Annotated in this window: 25 protein-coding genes; 20 read left to right on the top strand and 5 right to left on the bottom strand. The window is 62.5% G+C overall.

The features are described from left to right. The coding region (locus HWN72_RS03490; protein ID WP_211149848.1) for a HipA domain-containing protein at positions 1 to 509 on the top strand (509 nt) is incomplete at its 5' end. Positions 510 to 597: 88 nt separating this feature from the next. Here HWN72_RS03490 and HWN72_RS03485 read toward each other — a convergent pair. From HWN72_RS03485 to HWN72_RS03465, 5 genes are all read right to left on the bottom strand, one after another. Next, the gene (locus HWN72_RS03485) at positions 598 to 1,218 is read right to left on the bottom strand and encodes a site-specific integrase (RefSeq protein ID WP_248005784.1); all 621 of its coding nucleotides are present in this window, start codon (positions 1,216 to 1,218) and stop codon (positions 598 to 600) included. Between the two features lie 288 nt (positions 1,219 to 1,506). Then, positions 1,507 to 2,139, bottom strand: coding sequence for a HEPN domain-containing protein (locus HWN72_RS03480; protein ID WP_211149846.1), 633 nt, complete (start codon positions 2,137 to 2,139; stop codon positions 1,507 to 1,509). A gap of 17 nt (positions 2,140 to 2,156) precedes the next feature. Next, positions 2,157 to 3,329 (bottom strand): DUF262 domain-containing protein, encoded by a 1,173-nt coding sequence (locus HWN72_RS03475; protein ID WP_211149845.1) that lies wholly within the window; start codon positions 3,327 to 3,329, stop codon positions 2,157 to 2,159. Between the two features lie 759 nt (positions 3,330 to 4,088). Further along, positions 4,089 to 5,147, bottom strand: coding sequence for a phage portal protein (locus tag HWN72_RS03470; protein WP_211149844.1), 1,059 nt, complete (start codon positions 5,145 to 5,147; stop codon positions 4,089 to 4,091). Beyond that, positions 5,144 to 7,000, bottom strand: coding sequence for a terminase large subunit domain-containing protein (locus HWN72_RS03465; protein ID WP_211149843.1), 1,857 nt, complete (start codon positions 6,998 to 7,000; stop codon positions 5,144 to 5,146). The genes HWN72_RS03470 and HWN72_RS03465 overlap by 4 nt, the downstream gene beginning before the upstream one ends. A gap of 151 nt (positions 7,001 to 7,151) precedes the next feature. Between HWN72_RS03465 and HWN72_RS03460 the strand changes: the two genes are divergently transcribed. The 19 genes from HWN72_RS03460 (at position 7,152) to HWN72_RS03370 (ending at position 21,393) form a co-directional block, all read left to right on the top strand. Next, entirely contained in the window at positions 7,152 to 7,961 is an 810-nt protein-coding gene (locus HWN72_RS03460; RefSeq protein WP_248005783.1) for a GPO family capsid scaffolding protein, read from the top strand. Between the two features lie 56 nt (positions 7,962 to 8,017). After that, positions 8,018 to 9,100 carry a phage major capsid protein, P2 family gene (locus HWN72_RS03455; protein ID WP_211149842.1) on the top strand — a complete coding sequence of 361 codons (1,083 nt, stop codon included), beginning with the start codon at positions 8,018 to 8,020 and terminating at the stop codon, positions 9,098 to 9,100. A gap of 46 nt (positions 9,101 to 9,146) precedes the next feature. After that, complete coding sequence (gene gpM, locus HWN72_RS03450; RefSeq protein WP_211149841.1) at positions 9,147 to 9,968, top strand: phage terminase small subunit; 822 nt, start codon at positions 9,147 to 9,149, stop codon at positions 9,966 to 9,968. Between the two features lie 117 nt (positions 9,969 to 10,085). Then, on the top strand, positions 10,086 to 10,391 hold the full coding sequence (locus tag HWN72_RS03445) for a hypothetical protein (protein ID WP_211149840.1): 306 nt from the start codon (positions 10,086 to 10,088) through the stop codon (positions 10,389 to 10,391). Continuing rightward, positions 10,388 to 10,870 carry a head completion/stabilization protein gene (locus HWN72_RS03440; RefSeq protein WP_211149839.1) on the top strand — a complete coding sequence of 161 codons (483 nt, stop codon included), beginning with the start codon at positions 10,388 to 10,390 and terminating at the stop codon, positions 10,868 to 10,870. Before HWN72_RS03445 ends, HWN72_RS03440 begins: the two co-directional genes overlap by 4 nt. Continuing rightward, complete coding sequence (locus HWN72_RS03435; RefSeq protein ID WP_211149838.1) at positions 10,870 to 11,100, top strand: tail protein X; 231 nt, start codon at positions 10,870 to 10,872, stop codon at positions 11,098 to 11,100. Before HWN72_RS03440 ends, HWN72_RS03435 begins: the two co-directional genes overlap by 1 nt. Positions 11,101 to 11,104: 4 nt before the next feature. Further along, a complete protein-coding gene (locus tag HWN72_RS03430) occupies positions 11,105 to 11,449 on the top strand; it encodes a hypothetical protein (RefSeq protein WP_211149837.1) in 345 nt (114 codons plus the stop codon). A 3-nt stretch (positions 11,450 to 11,452) separates the two neighbouring features. Then, positions 11,453 to 12,034, top strand: a complete 582-nt coding sequence (locus HWN72_RS03425; protein WP_211149836.1) for a hypothetical protein — start codon at positions 11,453 to 11,455, stop codon at positions 12,032 to 12,034. After that, positions 12,034 to 12,432: a hypothetical protein gene (locus tag HWN72_RS03420; RefSeq protein ID WP_211149835.1), complete on the top strand. Its 399-nt coding sequence runs from the start codon at positions 12,034 to 12,036 to the stop codon at positions 12,430 to 12,432. Before HWN72_RS03425 ends, HWN72_RS03420 begins: the two co-directional genes overlap by 1 nt. Before the next feature lie 7 nt (positions 12,433 to 12,439). Continuing rightward, positions 12,440 to 12,571, top strand: coding sequence for a hypothetical protein (locus HWN72_RS31555; protein WP_256434537.1), 132 nt, complete (start codon positions 12,440 to 12,442; stop codon positions 12,569 to 12,571). Beyond that, positions 12,555 to 13,037 (top strand): phage tail protein, encoded by a 483-nt coding sequence (locus HWN72_RS03410; RefSeq protein ID WP_211149833.1) that lies wholly within the window; start codon positions 12,555 to 12,557, stop codon positions 13,035 to 13,037. The genes HWN72_RS31555 and HWN72_RS03410 overlap by 17 nt, the downstream gene beginning before the upstream one ends. Beyond that, complete coding sequence (locus HWN72_RS03405; protein ID WP_211149832.1) at positions 13,037 to 13,708, top strand: phage virion morphogenesis protein; 672 nt, start codon at positions 13,037 to 13,039, stop codon at positions 13,706 to 13,708. Before HWN72_RS03410 ends, HWN72_RS03405 begins: the two co-directional genes overlap by 1 nt. A gap of 79 nt (positions 13,709 to 13,787) precedes the next feature. Then, entirely contained in the window at positions 13,788 to 14,693 is a 906-nt protein-coding gene (locus HWN72_RS03400; RefSeq protein WP_211149831.1) for a baseplate J/gp47 family protein, read from the top strand. Beyond that, positions 14,690 to 15,328, top strand: a complete 639-nt coding sequence (locus tag HWN72_RS03395; RefSeq protein ID WP_211149830.1) for a phage tail protein I — start codon at positions 14,690 to 14,692, stop codon at positions 15,326 to 15,328. The genes HWN72_RS03400 and HWN72_RS03395 overlap by 4 nt, the downstream gene beginning before the upstream one ends. Next, positions 15,328 to 16,410 (top strand): hypothetical protein, encoded by a 1,083-nt coding sequence (locus HWN72_RS03390; protein WP_211149829.1) that lies wholly within the window; start codon positions 15,328 to 15,330, stop codon positions 16,408 to 16,410. Before HWN72_RS03395 ends, HWN72_RS03390 begins: the two co-directional genes overlap by 1 nt. A 12-nt stretch (positions 16,411 to 16,422) precedes the next feature. Continuing rightward, positions 16,423 to 17,088, top strand: a complete 666-nt coding sequence (locus HWN72_RS03385; protein WP_211149828.1) for a hypothetical protein — start codon at positions 16,423 to 16,425, stop codon at positions 17,086 to 17,088. Further along, entirely contained in the window at positions 17,088 to 19,262 is a 2,175-nt protein-coding gene (locus HWN72_RS03380) for a hypothetical protein (RefSeq protein ID WP_211149827.1), read from the top strand. The genes HWN72_RS03385 and HWN72_RS03380 overlap by 1 nt, the downstream gene beginning before the upstream one ends. 10 nt (positions 19,263 to 19,272) lie before the next feature. Then, positions 19,273 to 20,397 carry a hypothetical protein gene (locus HWN72_RS03375; RefSeq protein ID WP_211149826.1) on the top strand — a complete coding sequence of 375 codons (1,125 nt, stop codon included), beginning with the start codon at positions 19,273 to 19,275 and terminating at the stop codon, positions 20,395 to 20,397. Between the two features lie 177 nt (positions 20,398 to 20,574). Continuing rightward, positions 20,575 to 21,393, top strand: coding sequence for a DNA adenine methylase (locus HWN72_RS03370; protein ID WP_211149825.1), 819 nt, complete (start codon positions 20,575 to 20,577; stop codon positions 21,391 to 21,393). The last annotated feature ends 104 nt before the right edge of the window (positions 21,394 to 21,497 follow it).

Genomic DNA, 21,497 nt, shown 5'->3' with positions numbered 1-21,497 from the left:
CATGGCCGCACGTCAGTTCGAAGAACTTACAGCCACAAAGGCAGGAACTGGTTCGAGCACACCATCTGATGACACCCTGCCGCCAGGGAGCCATGCGTTTTCTCGATGAGGCTGGTCAGGTCATCCGCGGCAACGCAGGGGATTCTGTCCCGCGCTTCGTCGATCTGGAAGCAATCACGTCGATCGCGCGTGCCTACGAACAGGGCAAGGAGGTATCCAACAAGGACGACCACCTGAAGAACCACAGCTTCCTGTATGTCGGCGGCGGGCAATGGCGCTTGTCGCCTGTGTTCGACGTCAATCCTGCACCCGACAGCAACCCGTATCTGGAAATGTCGATCCTGGAAGGCCGCGCGCATGATCGCTCCGCTGGAGGCCTGCGAGTTCTTCGAAATCGGGGAGCAGGAAGCCCGCGACACCATTCAAGGGCTGGCACAGACGGTGTCCTCTTCATGGCGCAATGCGCTTCGCGAGGTAAGCGTCTCCTGCCCGCTAGCAAGATCATATGAGCGAGCGGTCGTTCACGACAAGATGAAGCTCATACTGGGTCTATAATTCATATTTGATGAGTTAAATCCAACAAACCACCATATATGATTACATTAGCCGGCCCGGGGAGGTTTGGCGCAAAGGATCATTGCGAGCCTTCTGAATCACCCCCCTATCGACCTTAGGATTCAGTCCTCCGCAAAACGCATCCCAGTCGCCCATCATGGCCCGGCACTTTTCCAGCAGATTGCCTCGACGATAGGCCGCCTCAGTCTTGCTCTTCACCACGTGAGCAAGCGCTGCCTCCGCAACATCGCCAGAATGTTGGGTTTCCTCACTGACACAGTCGCGGAATGACGAGCGAAAGCCGTGCGCGGTGTAGGGCTCACGCATCTCGCGGAGCAGTTTGGTGAGAGTCATGTCGGACAGCGGGGACTTCGGCCGCGCCCCAGGAAATAACAAGGTAGCCGCCCCGAGCCGCAATTCCTCGCATCGCCGCAGAATTTTCAAGGCGCCCTCACCCAACGGCTCCACATGCTCGCGCTGGGCCTTCATCCGATCCTTGGGGATGGTCCAGAGCTTGGCTTCAAGGTCGATCTCATCCCAAGTCGCCTCTCGCACCTCTCCAGAACGTCCGGCCGTCAGGATCGCAAACTGGAGCGCAAGGCGACTGAACGATTCGCGTTCACGCAGACGCCGCAGGAATGTCGGCACCTTATCGTAGGACATGGCAGCGAAATGGCCTTCACACTCGTTACGGACAGCTTTCCCATGACCAAAACCTTCCCACATTTTATCCCACATGACCAATCGGACAGCGATGTTGGATGCGGCGGCAGGACGCGAATCATTTGGTAAGCCTTGGAATTCCTGGGCTTTCTACGGATCGCTCTGAATGTGTCTGGAAGAGTAAGTGGCGGAGAGGGTGTCCACCGACCAGAAAATATAACTATTTGAATCTAAAAATATAATTTGTAGCGAAGGCGCGTTAGCACCATAAAACATACCATATACCGCTCATTGCACCGCCTGGACCAGCCCATCCAGCTTTTCCAGCCCAACCAGCAAATCCTCGATCGCCTGCAGTTCGGCGCGCGGATCAATGGCTTGCTGGGCGCCTATCGCTTGATGCGCTAAATCGCCGCGTCGCCTCCCAAATGAATCAAGATTTGTTATCCAGAGAGGATCCAAATCGTCTTTCCTAATCCCAATCGGAAGCATTAGGCGTAGAAGATTCTTCTCCCTTACACCGTGATTGTCGCCATGTATCTTGCGATATTGCTGCATCGCGACGTTCACAACTTCCTTTATTCCATCTTTAGCTTTTTGCCTCGTAGAAGGACCAAAGGGGGGCTCTTCATCAATTTCATCGACGGCAAAACCATGATGGTAATGAGTTATCAAGCAGAACAAGCAGTCGCTTACCTTCCGTGTATTAACCCATTCGGACACCCCCCTCGTTGCAGCGGAAATGGAAATTTCTTCCATGAACGCCTCGATCTCCGCGTGAGCGAGAAGACGATAGCCACGCGCCCGATCCTGTTGCCTCGAAGTATAATCACCAGTGGGTGAAAATGTGTGGGGCAACATATGCTTGCGAAGGTCCCGTAAACGTCGCCTGAGCTCTTTGAAGCGGTTAGAACGTGCCACGCTCTGCTTTCCTACAATCAGAGCGGCGAGATTACGTTTGCGCTCAATGTTGTTAGGAAACCAGCCCATGCATCAAAGCGCTTGGACGTCGCCCCCATGCTCTTGGTGGTACGCTCAATAGAGGCACGAAAGTCCTCATCGTTATCGCAAAGATCTTGGAAAGCTTGGACAACCAATGCGGGGGAGGCCTCAGCTGCAGCGCGAACGTGAGGAACGGCGAAGTAGTAGGTCATCACATCAAATATAGCCCGGTTAAACAGTCGCTCGTAATTCCCCGATGTCCACTTCCGAAAAGCGTGGTCGCCAAAAATATTGTAGCAAGCATCTATCGATGCTTCGAATTCCAAAAGCTCAGCTCTGATCTGAGATTCATTGCCAGTCCACAATTTGTTAAGTGCTGCGCAGGCATTGTCGAGGAAGGTTTTCAGGTCGCCAGAATAAAGCGGCGCGAAGTGCTGAAACGCGTACCATCGCGTAAGGAGTTCTGCATCTCGCATGCGAAAATCTGGCTTTTTCAGCTTGAGGACCCGCTTCAAACCAGCGCTTTTGACGGACTCCTCGTCAATGAATTCGAGGAATTCGCCGGGATGCAACGCTTGCCTCAGCTCCTGCGTCGACAAAGGCACGCTACCGGTGTTTAGGCGCAAAAAGACTTGATAGAGAAAGTTCTCACTACCCCAGTTCTTTATGACAACCGTGCGGATTGGTTGGTTCTCGAACGCAGCGACGTCGTCTCCACGCGTCGGATCATTGCGCAGGGTTTCAAGGGTCTCGCCCTTCAAATCATCCCGGATTGTCAGGCCAGATAATTTTAGTTGATTAAATGTCGGGTCATTTGCCTTTGCCGCAAACTGCCGAATACTCAGTAGGCGTTGCTTGCCATCGATGACAATGTACGACCCTCTTTTAGCAGGAGACTCCGCAAGAACAAGCTGCGGGATCGGAAGCCCTAAAATAAGAGACTCTACGAATTGGCTTTTTCGACTGCTTTCCCACGCATCTCTTCTCTGGAATCGAGGATTTAGCTGAATGTTGCCTTTGTCAATTTGACTGATTATCGTCTCAGCGGTCCAATCTGTTCCACTGACGACAGATTGATGAACCGTTATTGTCGAGACGCCCCCCACATCGTCGAGGCCTTCTTCCTGGCCTTCGACTTCTGCCACATCGCCAAACAAATCTCGATTCATCAGCAAACTCCTGAGCTTACCCTCCCATCTATCCAACGGAGGCTTCGAGCCCAAGCGGATAATTTCTCGTCATCATCTGCCATAGTGGGGGGTCCCGGAAAAAACGTAACAAACGTAACATGCCCCGGAAATCCGCCATTTTTGACGTAACCTAAAGCGTAACCTCGGAGTGACGAGATTACCTTTTAAAAACGTAACCTTTTGATCTGAAAAACCTTAGGATTTCTGCGGGGGTTACCTTTTTCGCTTCGCGAGGTTGCGCCAGATTACACCTAAGATGTAACGCGGAAAATCATTATAAATCAGATACCTGATGTGAGGCCTCGCACGCAGGTTACGCATGTTACGCTTTTCCCATACCTCCCACGGTGGAGAAGGGGCGGGGATCAAATATTTCGGAGGATCCGTATCGTTTCGAAACGGCGTTCCAGCTGCATCAAACTGCAACGCCAGGATGGCCTTCGAGGAGCGCGTCCAGCCTAGGACCTAGGCCGGGCCGAGGGAAGTCGTGATGGTGCATCAAATGCCACTCATAAAGTGCGCGGGCGAGGCGGGGGGAAAAGCGCGCTTCGAGGGGGTGCAGCCCCGGCCCCGGCCTCCGGGGTGACGACCCGCGTGGTTCCGCGCTTTTCCGGTGGCGACGGCGCCCCGTGGTCACCGGATAGCCGCGGCAAACTGCGCAACAATCGTGCGCGCACTCTGGATGCAAAAAGGGCGGCCCAATCGAGCCGCCCTTCGTTCGTGTCGAGGAGTTGAGGGTCAGCCCGCTGCCTTCACGCGCTCCCGGAATCGCAGCACGTCCCGTCCGACTGCATCGTTCAGTTCGAGGAACACGGATTGCAGGGGCAGGATCTCCAGTTCGAAGAAGCTGTCGAGCGCCTTGGCCGGATCGCCGAAGCCGCCGGCGTTCGCCGGGATGATCCCGAGCAGCTGGGGCGGCACGCGGTGCGCGGCAAGCACGTCATCGCGCGTCGTATTCTTGATGCCGAGGAATTCGTCCTTCGCACCGGCCTCGGCGATCGGCAGCATCCTGATGCCGTTCTCCTTCCCGCCGATCGCGTGGACGAACAGGTTGCGGAAGTTGCCCGGCCCTTTTGAACGCTTCAGGGCATCGCGCATTTTATCCACGTCGCCATCCGCGAACTCGCCTGTCGCATAGAGGATGTACCCGGCGTGGCTCCCATTCTCGTAATAGCGACGACGGAACAGCGTCGCGTTCTCGTTCAGCAGCGCGGACTGCAGCGCCGACAGGTACTCGGGGATGCCGTAGATTTCCTGATTGATGTCGGGTGCCATGATCTGGTGGACAGTGCCGCCTTCAAACTCCACCTCGTTCTGATAGCCGGGCACCCACCAGAAGCTGCCGGGCACAACGCCCCGCCGAGTGAACTTGGCAAGGCAGTGATCGAGACGCAGCAACCCGCCGAGGCGGTTGCGCACCTCCTGCACATAGGCGTTCCCGAGGACAAGGTAGTCTTGCACCATGCACGCAAAATCGCGGCGGCTGATCAGGGACGCGGGGTCGAGACTGGCCGCCAGCATGTTGCGCTTCAGGATGATGGCGCTGGAATGGTGCGGCGAGGCGCGGAACGAGCGGGACAGGCCTTCCAGCGAGATCGGCGGCTCGTACCAGCGCTGGTTGTGCCAGCACTCCAGCATGTCGAGCATGGTAGCTCTGCTGTTCACCGGCTCGGGATCCCCGAAGGTGAAAGCCTCGATCGACTTGCCCCGGTTGTCGTTGGCCGCGACGATCGCGCCGCTCGACGCGGCGGCACTCTCCTGACGGCTCATGCGGCGGGCACGGCTACGCTTGCTCATTCGATTATCTCCATCGTGCCCTTGGGCTTTTCTTTGCCGTCGAGCGGCTCATTCATGAGGATGTGCATGGTCGCCCACGCGAGGTCGGCGTGCCCGTCCTCGCCGCCCCGCCCGGCCTTGAAGGTGACGTTCCGGCCGCTGGTGGTCAGGGTCTTCTTGATCGAGACGAAGGCCGAGACGAGATCGAGGTAGCCGCTGTCGAATGCCAGACGCCCGCGACGGATCACGTTCTGCGCCTTCATGATCATCCCCGCCTTCACCTCCAGCGAGTATTCGATCTTGGCAACCGAACACCCCGGCATTGCGCCGGGCTTCGCGAGCAGCTGGTAGACACCGGCGCCGACGCCCGTGGCATCGATCCCGAGGTACGTGCAGTTGTACCGGCTCAGCATTGACTTGATAAACTCGGCCTGCTCCTCGAAATCGAGGCCGCGCAGCGGGTGCCGTTCAAGGATACGGAATTGCCCGCCCACGCTGGACGGCGGCGCCGCGATCACCAGCGCGGCATTGTCACCGTTCTCGCTCGACTGCGGATCGTACCCGGCCCACACCGCGCGATTGCCATAGGGCCGCGCCCCCTCGGGATCGACGTCGGTCCATTCGACAAGGCTGTCGCATCCACAGGCGATCATGTCGTTGAACTTGAACGCCGACATGCTGTCGTCGACGAAGTCGCACATGAACAGGTTGGCGAACTCGTCCGGCGCATACTCGTCGCGCAGTTCTTCGATATCGAAATCGCTGTTGCCGCCGCGCGCCGCATCTTCGAGCGTCACGATGTGCCGCCAAACCCGATCCGGCCCGACGCTGCCCGCCGCCAGTGCGGCATGGCTGACGTCGATCTCGATCTGCTCGGCCTTCTTGCGCCGACGGTTGCGGCGCTCGCCGGTCCAGTAGGGGTAAGCCGGGTGGGCCACGCTGGACGGCGTAGAGAAGTAGGTTTTGCGCCATTTCTTGAGCGTCGCCATGCCCGAGGCGACTTTGTTCAACTCCTCGAACGAATGGACCCAGAAGAATTCGTCGAAATAGAAATTGCCGCTACGCCCCTGTGCGGTGCGGAAATTCGTGCCGAGGAAGTGCAGTTCCGCCGCCGCTTCCTCCTCGTCCAGCATTTCCGAAGTGATCGGCATCGGATCGCCGCCGAGGGTGACACCCACCAGCTTGGCGAAGCTGACGATGTAGGAGCGGAACTGGTGTGCCTGCGCCTTGGACGCTGACAGGAAGATCTGGTTGCGGCCGGTCTCGATCGCATCCATCAAGGCTTCGAACGCGAAATAGTACGTCGCGCCGATCTGGCGCGACTTCAGGATCATGCGGGTGCGCTGATCCTTCTCGTCCCACCACAGACGCTGATAGTCGTAGCAGCCCTCAAGGAAGATGCGCTTGAGTTCGGCGGCCTGCTCGGCGGTGAAGTGGTTCTTCTTCGCTTTCTTGCGCGGCCCGGCGTTGCGGTTGCCGACCTTCTCGTTGATGTCACCGCTATGGCCGCCGGGCTGCTCGAACCGGCGCACGCGCGCGAGGCTCTCAATCTGCCTGGACAGCGCCTCCATCTCGACCAGATCGCCGCTGGTCTTCTTCTCCTTCGCGATCAGCGTGAGAAGCCGGATTTCCAGCCCGTCTTCGATCTTGCGGATCGAGGGGGCCTCATCCCACTTGTCGCGCTGCTTCCACGCCGCGATCGTCGCGCGCGGAATCGCCCCGCCGGTGTCACCCTTGACGCCGTGCAGTTCGAACTCGTCGGCGATCTGCTGAACGCCCCACCCACGCCAATACAGGCTGCGAGCATGGCGGCGCGGGTCGAACTGCCATGCGGTCGCCGGGGCGCCGGGCTGGGGAAGGAATGGGCCGGTCATGGCGCGACCATGCCGCGCGCTTTCCGCCGCGATCACCGCCGTTCATTTCGCTGAACGCTAAGCGAAATGCATGCCCTTGAGAGATCGTCTCCGACCGTCCCTTTCTGGCGTCAACACCGCCGCCGAACTCTCCAAGGGAACCGGACCGATCATGGCAAAGACCAAGTTTTTCCGCGTCGCCGTCGAAGGCGCCACCGTCGATGGCCGCGTGATCCAGCGCGAATGGCTGGAGCAGATGGCTGCAAACTACGACCCGGCGACCTACACCGCCCGCATCAACTGCGAGCACATTGCCGGCTACAGCCCGGAGAAGCCCTTCAACGCTTACGGTTCGGTGCTTTCGCTCAAGACCGAAGAAGTCGAACTCACCATCGGCGGCGAAAAGAAGAAGCTGCTGGGCCTCTACGCCGAGATCGACGCGAACGACAATCTGGTTGCGATCAACAAGGCCGACCAGAAGCTGTTCACCAGCTGCGAAATCCATCCCGACTTCGCGGGCGAAGGCGAAGCGTATCTCGTCGGCCTTGCCGTCACCGATCAGCCTGCATCGCTGGGCACGGAACCGCTCAAGTTCGCCGCGATGTCGCGCCCCAACGTCTTCTCCGCCGCCCATGAAACCTCGATCGAGATCGTATCCTCGGCCGAGAACTCCAGCGTGGCTGACGCCATCAAGTCGGGCTTTGCCGGTCTCGCGGCGATGTTCGGCCGCTCGGAAACCGAAAAGCCGAAGGAAGAGCCGAAGCCCAAGGCGGCGAATGACAACAGCTTTGACGTGGCCGCATTCAGCGCGGCGCTGGGCGAACAGGTCGCCGCCGCAGTCAAGCCTTCGAACGATGCCGTGACTGCACTCGCCACCCGCTTCGATGCGCTGGAGGCGAAGCTCTCCACCGAAGAGAAGCCCCAGACCTTCAAGCGCGCTCCCGCTGCGGGCGGCGCCGGCACCGCGCTCACGGACTGCTGAGCGCCCGTACCACCGACCTGCCTCCACGCCCCGCGTCCCCTTAGGAGCTCCCGCAAATGCGCAATGAAACCCGCCTGCTGTTCAACGCCTATGTCAGCCAGATCGCACTGCTGAACGGCGTGGACAGCGCCACCGTCAAGTTCAGCGTGGCTCCGGCCGTCGAACAGAAGCTGGAAGAGAAAATCCAGGAATCGAGCGACTTCCTCGGCATGATCAATGTCGTGGGCGTTCCCTCGCAGCAGGGCGAGAAGGTCGGCGTCACCGTGACCCGCCCCCTTGCAAGCCGCACCAACACCGCCGGCGGCCAGCGCCGCACGCCCGGCGATCCTACCGACACCACGGACGACGGTGGCTACCACTGCCGCCAGACGAACTTCGATCACGCGATCCGTTACACCAAGCTCGACGCATGGCGCCACAAGCCGGAATTCCAGACCCTTCTGCGCGACGTGATCCTGAAGCAGCAGGGCCGCGACCGCATCATGATTGGCTTCAACGGCACGTCCATCGCCCCGCAGACCGATCGCGCCGCCAACCCGCTGCTGCAGGACGTCAACGAGGGCTGGCTCCACAAAATCCGCACCCATGCCGCCGATCGCGTTCTCGACGATGGCGAACTGACGGCGGGCGCGACCAAGGCCATCTACGTCGCCGCCGGCGTTGAGGTCGTCGATGGCGACGCCACCAACACCGCCACAGCCGAAGCGGACTATGCCAACCTCGACGCGCTGGCGTTCGACGCGCTGGACCTGCTCGACCCGTGGCACCGCAGCGATACCGACCTCGTCGTCATCGTGGGCTGGGCACTGGTCAAGGACAAGTACCTGAACTTGCTGCAGGCTGCCGGCGACACGGCGAGCGAGCGCGAGGCCGCGCACCGCATCCTGACCCTGCCCAAGCAGCTGGCCGGCAAGCGCGCCGTCATCGTGCCGTTCTTCCCCGAGGATGCGATGCTGGTCACCAGCCTCGATAACCTCTCGATCTACTGGCAGGAAGAAACCCGCCGCCGGCAGATCAAGGACGAGCCCGCGCTCGACCAGATCGAGAACTACGAGTCCGTCAACGAGGACTACGTGGTCGAGGACTACGGCCGCTGCGCCCTCATCGAAAACGTCGTCATGGGCAAGAAGCCGGCCTGATCCCGGCTCTCGCCCCAGCTAACCGCCCCGCACACAGGACACCGCCATGAGCCTTGCTCGTCGTAAACGCGATCGTATTCTCGCTGCCCAGACCATCACCGCAGCGAAGCCGATCCACGCAAGCGCTGCCCCTGTGCGCGGGGCGGCCACCGCCCCCGCTGCTGCTCCCTCCCCGGCAGCGGGGGCGAATACGGCATCGCCCGCCGCCCGCGCTGAGCGCGAGATCGCCCTGCGCCTGACGCACGATCTGCGCCGGCTCAAGGAAATCCGTTCCATCGATCGCAAGGTCGCTGCGAAGCGCGAGATGATTCCTGAATACGTCGCGTGGGTGCGCGGCGTGCTGGAGGCCGATGCGGGTGTGGGCACCGGCGTCGCCGCCGAAGTCGTCCCGACCATCATGGTCTGGCTGATCGACATCGCCGAGTATTTCGACGCGCTCGAACTTCTGCCGTTCATGCTGCGCCACAAGGTGGCGATGCCAGCGCGCTACCAGCGTGATGCGGCGACCATCGTCGTCGAAGAGATCGCGACTGCCGCCGCGAAGGTGCAAAACGCTGGCGAGCCTTTCTCGCCCAGCGTTCTCGTTCGTGTCGAAGAACTGACCGCCCATCTCGACATCCACGACGAAGTTCGCGCCAAGCTGCTCAAGGCCATCGGTATCGAACGCCTGCGTGATGCCGAGGAGATGGAGGCTGGAGCGCCTGCGCTGCCGCATCTCGTCACCGCGCTCAATGTCCTGCGCAACGCCCAGCGGCTCAATGGCCGCGTGGGTGTGAAGGACCGCATCAAGCGCGCGGAAAAGCTGATCGCGGCCTGCAACGCCACCTTGCCCGAAACGGACACCCAAAACGGCGGCGACCCCGCCTGACAAGCTCGCCCCCGGCGCTCAGGGGCGGATCGCGCGCTGCGGGAGGCTTTCGAGCCGTAGGGCCGCCAGCTGACCCGATCCCCACCCCTGTTAGCCGGCGGGCCGGAAGGAAAGATCATGAGCGTCCGCCCCGAAACCTCCGACATGATCGACTTTCTAAACGATCTGCTGGATCTCGATCCCAAGTTTGTGCGCGAACTCATCGCGCATCGTCCGCAATGCAACGATGCGATCGCGGATCATCCCACCGTGCAAGCCGGGCTTGTAGGCAATAAATTTGTCTCCGGGTTTCTCGGCGTTGTGAACGGCTTTCTTGGCACAATCGAAACCGGCAAGTACGCGGGTTGGGGACCGATAGCGGTCGTTTATGACGACAACGGCATCGCTCATTTTGTTGCCACTTCGCAGCTGCCGTCGTCATGAGCTTCGTCGCTCTCCCTGACGCGCCCGCTACCGTACAGCCCCCGGCACCCGAAGCGGCGATCGTCAACGACGGCTTCTTCCCGGACATCGAGCCCGGCGCGGTGCGCGAAGCCGCGAGGATCCCGAGCAGCATCACCCCGGCCCGGCTTCGTGCCGCAATCCTTGGCGCCCTGCTGACCCTGAAGGGCGACTTGCGCGCCTACAAGGCCCGGCAGGTCGCCGCCGGGTATGCGCGCCTGGATGACGTGCCCGCCGATGAACTCGACGGCCAAAGCGAACTGCTGATCACGTATCACCGCGCCGTCGCGCTCTATACCAAGGCCGAACTGATCGAGCGCCACCGCGACTTCGACACCACGTCCGCCGGCGGAAATCAGGCGGATGAACTGACGCCCTCGATCGGGGATCTGCGCCGTGATGCCCTGCATGCCGTGCGCGACATCCTCGGCAAGGCGCGAACGACCGTCGATCTGATCTGATGGCGGCAGAGCAGCGCCTGACCGCCAAGCAGGGTGACAAGCTGGATCAGCTGCTCTGGCGCGACGCTGGCCTTGGCCCCGGCGAGATCACGCGCGTGCTCGATGCCAATCCCGGCCTCGCGGATCTCGGCACCATCCTTCCTCTCGGCACCGTCGTCATCATCCCGGCGACTGCCACGCAAGAGGGCAACGCCAACCGCGTCCTGCCCCTCGTTCAACTCTGGAGCTAACCCCATGGACCTGCGCACCATCCTACACGCCGTATCCGAATGGGGCGTCGATCTGATCGGCTCGCTTACGCCCTCCCTGATCGGCTCAGCCGCCGCGCAGGCGTGGAAGCCGCACATGCCATGGCGCCAGCGCCTGCTGCAGTGGGTCGTCGGCTCGACGGTCAGCTACTACGCGACGCTCGCCATCATCGCGGTGACCGACTGGAATGGCTTCGTCGCGCAGTCGATCGCGTTCGGCATCGCGCTGCTGGCGTTCGATGCCACCCCGCGCGTGACCAAGGCCACCATCGAAACCTTGTCCAGCATGCCCGGTCGCGTCGCTGACCGCATCCTTCCGAAAAAGGACTGACCCATGGCAACCGCCCCTCGCACCCGCTCGCTTGGCGATGCAGCCAGTTTCTTCTCCGCCATCCGGCAGGTCACCGGCTCGCTGACGCAGGCACAGGTCAATATCCTGAACCTCATGCTGGTCGCCGCCGGCGCCGCCGGTTGGCCGGTTGGCTGGCTGGCCTATGGCCTCGCCACCGCTTGGCACGAGGCGCGATTCCTGCCGCAGGCGGAATGGGGCCTTGGCAAGGGCCGTCCCTACGCCGCCGCCGGGAAGTACGGCCAACCGCAGTACGGACGCGGCCTGGTGCAGCTGACGTGGGACTTCAATTACGAATGGGCCGACAAGGCGCTGAAGCTGAACGGTCAGCTGCTTCGCAACTTCGACCTCGCGCTTGATCCGAACATCGCCACGCGTATCCTCGTCAAGGGCATGGAAGACGGTGCCTTCACCGGCCGCGGTCTTGGCCAGTATATCGTAAGCCGCGGAACTCCCGAGGCCTTCGTGAACGCGCGGCGCATCATCAATGGCACGGACAAGGCCCAGCTGATCGCAGGCTATGCCGAGCGCTTTCAGGCCGCGTTGGAAAAGGCCCGCTGGGCATAATGGTCGGCCTGTCCCATTTGGCGCTTGCGGGCGCACTTGCCGCCTGCCTCGCGGGCATCGGCGGGTTTGCCTACGGAACGCGCATGGGCGTGGCGCAGGAACAGGCCGCGCAGAAGCGCGCCGACGATGCCGCCGACGCCGAACGCGAGAAGCTACAGGGCCAGATCGACACCGGCGCGCAAGCCCACCAGTCCGCCGAATACGCGCGGCAGGCCCAAGTCAGGGAAATCTACCATGAAACACAGAAGGTCATCGAGCGCCCTGTCTATCGCAATGTGTGCGTTGATGCTGACGGTGTCGGCCTGCTCGACCGCGCCGCAGACGTCTCGAACGGCAAGGGTCTCGCCGGGCCTGCTGGCGCCGCCCCCGGTGCTGCCGCCGGTGCAGCGCGGCCCTGACAGCCAGATGACTGGCGCCGATGCGCAGAACAGCCTGACCGCGCTCTACGACGTCGCGGGCCAGATCCGCGCGGCGTTCATCGAACTGCAGGCGGAAGTTCGCCTCGCGCTGGGGGGCTCCGATGCGCAAGGCCGATAGCCTGCGGCGCTGGCTGACCGCCTGTCTGCCTGCCGACTTCAAGGAGCACCCCGACCGCCTGCAGATCTATATCGAGGCAGGGCAGATCGCCGCGCAGCAGTCGAAGACACTCTCTTTCGTCTACCAGTACACCCTGAAAGCGCTGGTTCTCGACTTCGCGGGTGATGCTGATCGCTTGATGGTGCCGATGCTGGCATGGATCGCAAAGGAACAGCCCCAGTTACTGCGCCGGCAGGACAGCCAGCCTTTCGCGTTCGAGGCCGAACTGCTCGATTCCGAAACCTCCGATATCGAGATCTCCCTCGACCTGACCGAACGCGTCATCGTTACCCCGCGCGCCGATGGCAGCGGCTACGACGTCGAACATCCGCCTGAGCCCGATTTCACCGACGCCTTTGCGGGCGTCAACGCCAGCTTCACCGATGCTTTCGCAGGCGATCTGCCGCTCCTGCTCGCGGACGACTGATGACTGACGACCTCGCCGAGATTGAGCAGCTGGCCGGCGCCATCGTGCGCAGTCTGTCCTCGGGCGAGCGGCGCAAGATCATGCGCCGCATGGCCCGCGAACTGGCGATCAGCCAGCGCGAGCGCATCACGGCTCAGCGCCAGCCTGACGGCAGCGCCTTCGAGAAGCGCAGGGCGAAAGCCCCTCCGGTCACCGGACGCGGTGCCGCATGCTTCCTCTACCCGGCCGGTGGTGGCGGCGAACCGCGCCGGGTCATCATGAAAAGCTTCACGTGGGGCACCGGCCGCATGCTGACCGGCTTCGACATCGAGGCCGGAGGTATCCGCTCTTTCGAGTTCGACAAGATCGTCAAATGGCTCCCCGTGCCGGAGGAGCACCGCAACGCCGGCGGCGGGCGCCTGCGCCGTCGTGGCGGCCTGCGCCGCCGCGCGATGTTCCGACGCCTCGCCTCGGCCCGGTTCCTGAAAACCGGCGTGGACGATCAAAGTTTCTGGGTAGGCTTCACCGGCAAGGTGTCGCAGATCGCCGACGTCCACCAACATGGTCTGCGCGATAAGCCATCCCTGCGCGCGAAAGCGGTCCCGTATCCCAAGCGCGAACTGCTCGGCCCCACGGCTGGCGACCGCGATCGGCTTCTCGACGTCCTATACGAGCACCTTTCAGCCGCCTGACCCTTTAGTCATTTCGCTGGACGCCCAGCAAAATGCCGGGGGATAGCGCGCGCATACCCGCTCCCGCGACATGGCCGGCATGGCCGATCCCACCTTCACTGCTGTCGATCTCTCGCGGCTGCCGTCTCCCGATGCGGTCGAGACGCTGGACTACGAAACGATCCTTGGCGACGCTGTCGCAATCTTCAGGGCTGAGATGGCGGCGGCCGGGATCACGTTCAATGGCCGTGAGAGCGATCCGGCCACCAAGCTGCTGCAGGCATTTGCCTACCTCGCGCAGATGATGCGCCAGCGGGTGAATGAGGCGGCACGCGCCGTCATGGCCGCCCATGCAGTCGGCGCCGATCTCGACAACATCGCCGCCGTGTTCGGCATCATGCGCAAGGAAATCACTTCCGCCGACGATGCGAACGGGATCCCGGCCGTGATGGAAAGCGATACCGAGTTCCGCCGGCGCATGGTGCTGGCCCCGGAAGGCTATTCGGTCGCCGGTCCCGAGGGCGCCTACGTCTTCCACGCCCTGTCAGCCGATGCCGAAGTGCTTGATGCCACCGCCACCAGCCCCGGTCCCGGCGAAGTTGTCGTATCCCTGCTGTCCCGCCTTGGCGACGGCACCGCCTCGCAGCCGCTGGTGGACATCGTCCAGGCATATGTCTCGGCCGATACCCGGCGCCCACTGACCGACCTCGTCACCGTCCAGTCGGCGCAGATCATCAACTTTTTGGTCGATTACGACCTGACGGCCTTCAGTGGTCCCGATGGCACGCTGATCCTGACGAACTCTTTGGCGAGCGTGCAGGCCTACGTGGACGAAAGCCACCGCATCGGCCGCGACATCACCCTGTCCGCGCTCTACCGCGCCGCGCACGTCGAAGGCGCGCAGAACATTCGCCTCAACTCGCCTGTCGCTGACATCGTCGTCACGCGCACACAGGCGCCCTACTGCATCGGTGTCACCGGCAGGCTTGCGGGCACGAGCGAGTGACCTATCCCTCGATCCTGCCACCGGCCTCGACGAAGCTGGAGAAGGCGCTGGAGCAAGCTGCTGCCAGCGTCCTCGACTTCGCCATACCGATCCGGGACCTCTGGTCGCCTGCCACCTGCCCCGAGGGTCACCTGCCTTGGCTGGCATGGGGCCTCGCGATCAGCCACTGGAAGACCAGCTGGACGCTTGAATACAAGCGCGCCGCCGTCGCCGATGCGATCCCCTATCACCGCCGCAAGGGCACGCGCCGCGCCGTCGAGGAAGTGCTTGCCCGCTATCATCCAGCGCTCTCGCTCACCGAGTGGCATGAGACTACGCCCCGACGTGCCCCGCATACCTTCGAAGTACGCGCCCCTGCGGACATTGGCGCGTCGTTCCTGACCCCCGCGACGGCCGACGCTATCATTGCCGACGTCGCGATCGCCAAGCCTGCTCGCTCGCACTTCGACTTCGTGCAGGTGCTGGAAGCGCAGGCCGGTCTGTACATGGCCGCTGGCGGCATGGCGGGCGCCATGTACCGCGCCGACTGCACCACCATCATCGACCACAGCCGCGATTGGTCGCGGATCTGGCTCAGCAACATCGGCGAGCCCTTCCGCACCGAAGACGGCTCCGAATACTGGGAGGTTGAATAATGGCCACGCTGGTCCTCAAGCTGACCGACGCGGGCCTTGCCGCCGTTCAGGCTGCATCGGGCTCCGACCCCACGGTGATCTCCAGCCTCGGGCTTTCGGCAACGCCGTTCGACTATGCCCCTACGCTTGAAGCCCTCCCCGGCGAGTTCAAGCGGGTAGACGTTGCCTCGGGCGTGGCCTCGGCCGCCAACGTCACGCACCTGACCGCCTACGACACCAGCGATGATGTATGGACGGCCACCGGCTTTGGCCTGTTCCTCGACGACGGCACCCTGTTCGCCGTTCACACGGGCGCTGAGCCCGTCATGTCGAAAGTGGGGCTGGCTTTCGCCTTGCTCGCCTTCGACATCGCCTTCGAGGCCGACTTCGCGGCGAACATTGCCTATGGCAATGCAGTCTTCGCCTACCCGGCGGCGACCGAAGATGTCGCCGGTGTTGCGGAGATCGCCACTCAGGCCGAGGTCCTAACCGGCGAGGACGATCGCCGCTTCGTCACGCCCAAGACGCTTGCAGGACGCCTCGCTTCGTTTCTCCAGTCGTTCGCCGAAGAGGTGCAGACCCGTATCAGCAATGTCGCTGACCTGTGGGACGCCATCAATGCCGAGATCGGCGCGCGTATCGCCGCCGACAACGGGCTGCAGGCGCAGATCGACACCAAGCTGGCTGCCAACAACTACACCGCCGGGGACGTGCTGGTGAAGCTGCGCAGCGTCGATGGCGATGGCTCGGACCTGAACGCCGATCTGCTCGATGGCTATCACGGAGCCGCCTATGACCGCGTGGTCGAACGCAACTTCACCGAGAACGGCGGGTATGAGGTCTTCGCCTCCGGTAAGAAGGTGACGTGGGGGACCTTCAACGTCGCTGAGAATGCGACCGTCACGTACAACATGCCGGTGGCGCATACGGCATGGGTCAATCCGACGCTCGCCATCAGCACCGTCGCTGGAAACACCAGCATTCAGGACAACACCGGGATTGCCGGCATCAACGTCGACGCCAATGGCGCCCCGACCGGGCTGCGCATCTGGAACGCGGACGATCGCACCGTGACGGTGTGGATCCGAACCCTTGGCGTCTGACGGGGAAACACCATGGCCAAACTCAGCGAAGCGCCTGGCATTGCCAGCATCCTAAACTACAAGCCCGGCGTCACCATTGCCGATGCGCTCGACAAGGCCCTCTATCCGGGCCTGTCCATCACCGCCATGACGGTGGCGCCCAGCCAAATTGAGCAAGGGGCTTCTGCCGCCGTCACCGTCGCTTGGACCGTCTCCGGCACCATCACCGGGCAGACGCTGGAAGGCGAAGCGGTTGCGGTGGGGGATCGCTCCAAGGTGTTCCCGGCTGTTTCAGCAAGCAACGTCTATGACCTGACAGTGCAGGATGCCGGGGCGCCGGGCGGCGCGGTGTCCGCAAGCCGTTCTGTTTCCGTCACGGTATTGCCCCGCCGCTTCTGGGGTGTGGCCGACGCCGCCGCACTCGGCAGCGCCGGTGTGGTCGCGCTCGCTGGCAGCGAACTGAGCAGTGCTCGGGCAAAGAGCCTGACCGTCGAAGGTGGCGCCGCGCCGGGGAAGTACGCCTATTACGCCTACCCTGCCTCGCTGGGCGATCCCGCCAGCTACAAGATCTATGGCTTCGACGAGGTGCCGGTCAAAACCACCGTCAGCGTGACGACGGCTGCGGGCGCCACGCTCAGCTACATCGTCCTGCGCTCTCCCAACAAGCTGACCGGCTCGATCCCGGTGGAGATTTCGTAATGCCCAAGCTTGCCTCCCCCGCAACACCTGCGGGTGACTTTCCCGTCGTCGGCGAGGCCGACCTTCAGGGCGGATACCGCGCTGTAGCTACGCTCGCTGAGCGTGACGCTATTCCGGTCAGCAGGCGCAAGAGCGGCATGCAAGCTTACGTGCGCGAGACCGATCGAACCTATGTCCTCTCAAAAGACGACGGCAATGCCGCCGATCCGGGCACCTGGGCGGAAACGCTGACCGACACCTTCTTCGGGAAACTGCGCCGGGAAAGCAGCCCCTCTGGCTCTCGCTGGCGAATCGGTAACCGTGTGTACGGCACGCTGGACGCGGCAGTGGGGTTCTACTTCCGCAAACTTCGTCTCCCTGCAGCTGCGACCGTGGATGATAATACGGGTATGGCGCTGGCAGATCGCCTGCTCTCCAGCCCGGTCGGCTCGTTCCTGCGCCGCCCCGCTGGCGAAACCGCCGGACCCGGCAGCACCCTGCGCGTCAAGATCGGCAACCGCATCTATGCCACGGTGGATGCGGCCAACGGTCTGTTCCCGCGTAAGCTTACCCTGCCGATGACCAGCAGGTTCGAAGACGGATCGGCGATTGCCGGCCGTCTTGTGGGTGCCAACGCCGGAGACAAGATCAAGGGCTTTGGCGGTGAGCCGGGTATCGGCGGTTCGATCCGCTGGCGCATCGGCAACCGCCTCTACGCCACGCTCGATCGCGCCAGCGGCTTCTACCCGCGCAAGGCGACGCTGCCTGCCAGCGCGAAGGTCGATGACGATCTCACCAGCACGCTCGCCTCGCGTCTCGTCGCCGCCGGTGTCGGCGCTTACTTCAGACGTCTGACCACCGAGAATGGCGGCGTCGTTCGCCTGCGCTGGAAGAACCGGCTGCTCGGTCAGTACACCAAGGCCAGCGGCTTCATGTGGACACGGCAGACGCTGCCCATCGATTGCAAGATCGCCGATCAGCCCGGCGTCAATCTGGTCGACCGCCTTTCTGGCTCCGGCCGCGCCGCCAGCGCCAACGCAAGCTACATCGCCATGGCCGCTGTGATGGCGAATGGGAGGGTCCAGATCACTTCGCGCCGCCGTTCCGACAGCGCGCTGATCCAGATCACGCCCGCTTCGGCGCTGGGAAGCTACCGCAATCCGGTGCTCACCTCGGACGACAAGGTGCTATTCGACAGCGATAGCGACGGACGCATGATGTATGCTCCGGCTTCGGGTGGGCCGATCTGGCCGGTCGATCCCTACGACATTATCGACTGCTGGGGCGACAGCCTCACTGCAGGTGCAGGCTCGGTAGGGTCAGGGGCGGGTCAGGGGCCGTTCCCCAAGCAGCTGTTCGATCGTATCGGCTCGCTGATCATCTCCGCCGTGAACAACCGCGGTGTCGGCGGTCAGATCTCGCAGGAGATCGAGGCACGCCACGGCGGTACCCCAGCCCTGATCACGGTCACGGGCAATCAAATCCCGGCTTCGGGCCCGGTGACAGTCACGGCCTACGACGTCGATCTTCTGCGGGGTTCCGGCGTTTCTGGGATTTTGACGCGCACCGGCACCCTAGCAGGCGTACCGGGTACGCTTTCGGGCAGCGGTGGCGGTACGGTCGGGCAGTCCACCTATACCTTCACGCGCACCGCCGCAGGTGGTGTAGTCGCCTGCCCGCCGAACACGCCGTTTATCCCCGATCAAGGCGTGGAAAGCCGACCAAGGGTGCAGATCTTTACCTACGGTCGGAACGACGGGACAAGCGCCGCAGGGACCAATGCGATCCTCGCTGCGCTGGCGGCGGGCATCGCCTATCAGACCGCTTACCTGCCGCGTTACCTTGTCGGCGGCACGCTTGCCGCGCCCGGCGAGAACCTGACGCCGTTCAATACCCAGCGGGACGCGATCGCGGCGGCGCATCCGGGTCGCTTCGTCGATCTCAACGCAGTGCCAACCGCCGGGGAGATGGCGATCATCGGCTTCGTCCCGGACAGCTACGGTGCCTATTCGAACGGGCGCACCGACGCGCAGGATCTCGCTGCAGGCTACGTCCCTTCCGGCATGCGATCCGGCGCGACCACCGGCAACGGCGATTTCCTGCACCTCAACAACTTCGGCTACGCTCTTTGGGCGCTGCGCTACTACCGCGCGATCGTCTCCATGGGCTGGTTCCCCTCCCTTCCGATTATCTGAGGAGACTGACATGCCTGATTATGGCCTCGATATTGCTATCCCCTTTGCTGGCGATCCCGATCCCTCGCTGCCGTGGGCAGACGATGATGACGCGCTCCTCGTCCCCGGCAGTCTCGCGCTTTTCGATGCATCTCACTCGGCCTCCCCTCTGCCGGCCGGAGTCCCCGTCTCAGGTGCTGATGTTCCGAATATCGCGTGGAAACGGTTCCGTGATGCGGTCGGCGCGGCGGTCTTTACCGGAAGGATCGACAACGGCACGATCGGACAGGCGGGCACTACTCTGACAGTGACCGCCTTGGCGGCCGGGTCCATCGTGACGGGCCAAGTCATCACCGGCACCGGCGTCTTGGCGAGCACATTTGTGGCGTCTCAGGTTTCTGGGACGCCGGGCGGGGCGGGTGTCTATACGGTTAACTTCTCGCAATCTGTAGCTTCGGGCACAATCACGGCCACGGCCATCGACGCCGCTTCGGGGGCTTTGACGATGACCGGCGTTGCTGATCAGGCGGGTATCATCATCTCGGAACGAACCCCTCGTGGTGGCCTTCACACCATCGTCAGCCAGACGAATGATACGGTGAATGCCAACTTCAAGGGAATCCAAGCCAAAACGGCTCTAGCCAACTACATCACTGCAAATCGGGGACATTCGTTCTATGTGTCACAGTGGAGGCGCATTACCCGAGGCGCGACCGCGCCTTCTACGCAATCCGCGATCCGTGGCGGCATCGGTAACGGCGGCACCAACTACATCACCCAACTTTTGCAGGCGCACACCACGGGCTCAATGCAGTCAGCCGTGAACCCCATTGCTAGTTTCACAGACATGCCAGTCCCGAACGTTGGCTCAACTGGTTTGGTCTTCAACGCTGATGGTGCAGCCGGTCCGGGTAATGGCAATACTGCGCTGGTGATCGCCCTGAATTATTGGGGCCTCGCGGGATCCTACGGGTCGGCCGCAACCTACGGCAACAAGTCGGCAAGCTACGTGGCCTATCGCTCGTACATCGAAGACCTGACCGTTTCGGGACGGACCTTCGAACAGGTTCGCGCGCTCGACTATGCCCTCTATCAGGCAGCCTTCGCTGCTGGCGGACGGTATGCCGGCGATACCTTCACGGCTCCGGCGATCTGAATTGAGTACCGCGCCGCCTTCCCAGCGGCGCAATCCCCCTTTACGGAAGGGGGTCTCGGATGTCCCCACATCTGAAACCAGCGAGCCTGCACTCGCACTCTGACGGGCCAAGCGCCTGTCCCATCGAGTACCCTTCCGCGTCTAGGCGCGGGAGGGACATCGTGCAGGAAATCCAACATGTCTACCCCTTTTGTTCTCGTATCCCCCACTGCTCCCGTCGCCGGTTACATCGGCGGAAAGCGCAACCTTTCCAAGCGCATTTGCGCCATCATCGAGCGCACGCCGCACTCCAGCTATGCGGAGCCTTTCGTGGGCATGGGCGGCATCTTTCTGCGCCGCCGGCGGCGCCCGCGCGCGGAGGCGATCAACGACATTTCCGGCGACGTCGTGGGCCTGTTCCGCTGCCTTGCCGAACACTACCCCTACCTCGTCGATATGCTGCGTTTCCGCGTCACGAGCCGGGCCGAGTTCGAGCGGCTGCTCGGGCAGGATCCCGATCGCCTGACCGATCTGCAGCGCGCCGTGCGATTCCTCTACGTCCAGCGCCTGGCATTCGGGGGCAAAGTGTCGGGGCGCAGCTTTGGCGTCGATGCTTCCAGCCCGGCACGCTTCGACGTTGGGAAGCTGGAGCCGATGCTCGCGGATCTCCATGACCGCCTGCAGTCCGTCGTCATCGAGCGCTTGCCCTATGCGGACTTCATCCGACGCTATGACCGGGACGGCGCGCTGTTCTACCTCGATCCGCCCTATTGGGCCTGCGAGACCGACTACGGCAAGGACCTCTTCAGCCGCGACGACTTCGCTGCGCTCGCCGAGCAGCTGGCGGGCATCAAGGGCAAGTTCCTCATGTCGCTGAACGACAACGAGGGCGTGCGCGAGACGTTCGGCCGCTTCACCATCGGCGCGATCGACACGACATACACGGTCGGGGCTGCATCGCGCCGGGCGCGCGAGGTGTTGATCAGCAACTTCGCGCTGCCCGCTAACGACAATTAATCAATACCCCGCTCCTTTACAGGAGCGGGGGAAAACCAATAGTCCCAGTTTGCGTTACAAAACGTATCAAATGTTCACTTGTGCGCGTTCATATTAATGAATCG

Source organism: Novosphingobium sp. HR1a (assembly GCF_015594425.1).
Classification (GTDB): domain Bacteria; phylum Pseudomonadota; class Alphaproteobacteria; order Sphingomonadales; family Sphingomonadaceae; genus Novosphingobium; species Novosphingobium resinovorum_A.
Note: the sequence above shows the minus strand (reverse complement) of the source record. Positions and strands in the feature narration are given on the sequence as shown.

Excerpts from the sequence above, each read along its gene's own strand:
- HWN72_RS03410 (WP_211149833.1), top strand. The coding sequence starts at position 12,555 with ATGCGCAAGGCCGATAGCCTGCGGCGCTGGCTGACCGCCTGTCTGCCT.
- HWN72_RS03465 (WP_211149843.1), bottom strand. The coding sequence starts at position 7,000 with ATGACCGGCCCATTCCTTCCCCAGCCCGGCGCCCCGGCGACCGCATGG.
- HWN72_RS03475 (WP_211149845.1), bottom strand. The coding sequence starts at position 3,329 with ATGAATCGAGATTTGTTTGGCGATGTGGCAGAAGTCGAAGGCCAGGAA.
- HWN72_RS03445 (WP_211149840.1), top strand. The coding sequence starts at position 10,086 with ATGAGCGTCCGCCCCGAAACCTCCGACATGATCGACTTTCTAAACGAT.
- HWN72_RS03370 (WP_211149825.1), top strand. The coding sequence starts at position 20,575 with ATGTCTACCCCTTTTGTTCTCGTATCCCCCACTGCTCCCGTCGCCGGT.
- HWN72_RS03470 (WP_211149844.1), bottom strand. The coding sequence starts at position 5,147 with ATGAGCAAGCGTAGCCGTGCCCGCCGCATGAGCCGTCAGGAGAGTGCC.
- HWN72_RS03460 (WP_248005783.1), top strand. The coding sequence starts at position 7,152 with ATGGCAAAGACCAAGTTTTTCCGCGTCGCCGTCGAAGGCGCCACCGTC.
- HWN72_RS03375 (WP_211149826.1), top strand. The coding sequence starts at position 19,273 with ATGCCTGATTATGGCCTCGATATTGCTATCCCCTTTGCTGGCGATCCC.
- HWN72_RS03380 (WP_211149827.1), top strand. The coding sequence starts at position 17,088 with ATGCCCAAGCTTGCCTCCCCCGCAACACCTGCGGGTGACTTTCCCGTC.
- gpM (WP_211149841.1), top strand. The coding sequence starts at position 9,147 with ATGAGCCTTGCTCGTCGTAAACGCGATCGTATTCTCGCTGCCCAGACC.
- HWN72_RS03420 (WP_211149835.1), top strand. The coding sequence starts at position 12,034 with ATGGTCGGCCTGTCCCATTTGGCGCTTGCGGGCGCACTTGCCGCCTGC.
- HWN72_RS03440 (WP_211149839.1), top strand. The coding sequence starts at position 10,388 with ATGAGCTTCGTCGCTCTCCCTGACGCGCCCGCTACCGTACAGCCCCCG.
- HWN72_RS03485 (WP_248005784.1), bottom strand. The coding sequence starts at position 1,218 with ATGTCCTACGATAAGGTGCCGACATTCCTGCGGCGTCTGCGTGAACGC.
- HWN72_RS03390 (WP_211149829.1), top strand. The coding sequence starts at position 15,328 with ATGGCCACGCTGGTCCTCAAGCTGACCGACGCGGGCCTTGCCGCCGTT.
- HWN72_RS03425 (WP_211149836.1), top strand. The coding sequence starts at position 11,453 with ATGGCAACCGCCCCTCGCACCCGCTCGCTTGGCGATGCAGCCAGTTTC.
- HWN72_RS03405 (WP_211149832.1), top strand. The coding sequence starts at position 13,037 with ATGACTGACGACCTCGCCGAGATTGAGCAGCTGGCCGGCGCCATCGTG.
- HWN72_RS03435 (WP_211149838.1), top strand. The coding sequence starts at position 10,870 with ATGGCGGCAGAGCAGCGCCTGACCGCCAAGCAGGGTGACAAGCTGGAT.
- HWN72_RS03455 (WP_211149842.1), top strand. The coding sequence starts at position 8,018 with ATGCGCAATGAAACCCGCCTGCTGTTCAACGCCTATGTCAGCCAGATC.
- HWN72_RS03430 (WP_211149837.1), top strand. The coding sequence starts at position 11,105 with ATGGACCTGCGCACCATCCTACACGCCGTATCCGAATGGGGCGTCGAT.
- HWN72_RS03400 (WP_211149831.1), top strand. The coding sequence starts at position 13,788 with ATGGCCGATCCCACCTTCACTGCTGTCGATCTCTCGCGGCTGCCGTCT.
- HWN72_RS03385 (WP_211149828.1), top strand. The coding sequence starts at position 16,423 with ATGGCCAAACTCAGCGAAGCGCCTGGCATTGCCAGCATCCTAAACTAC.
- HWN72_RS31555 (WP_256434537.1), top strand. The coding sequence starts at position 12,440 with ATGACTGGCGCCGATGCGCAGAACAGCCTGACCGCGCTCTACGACGTC.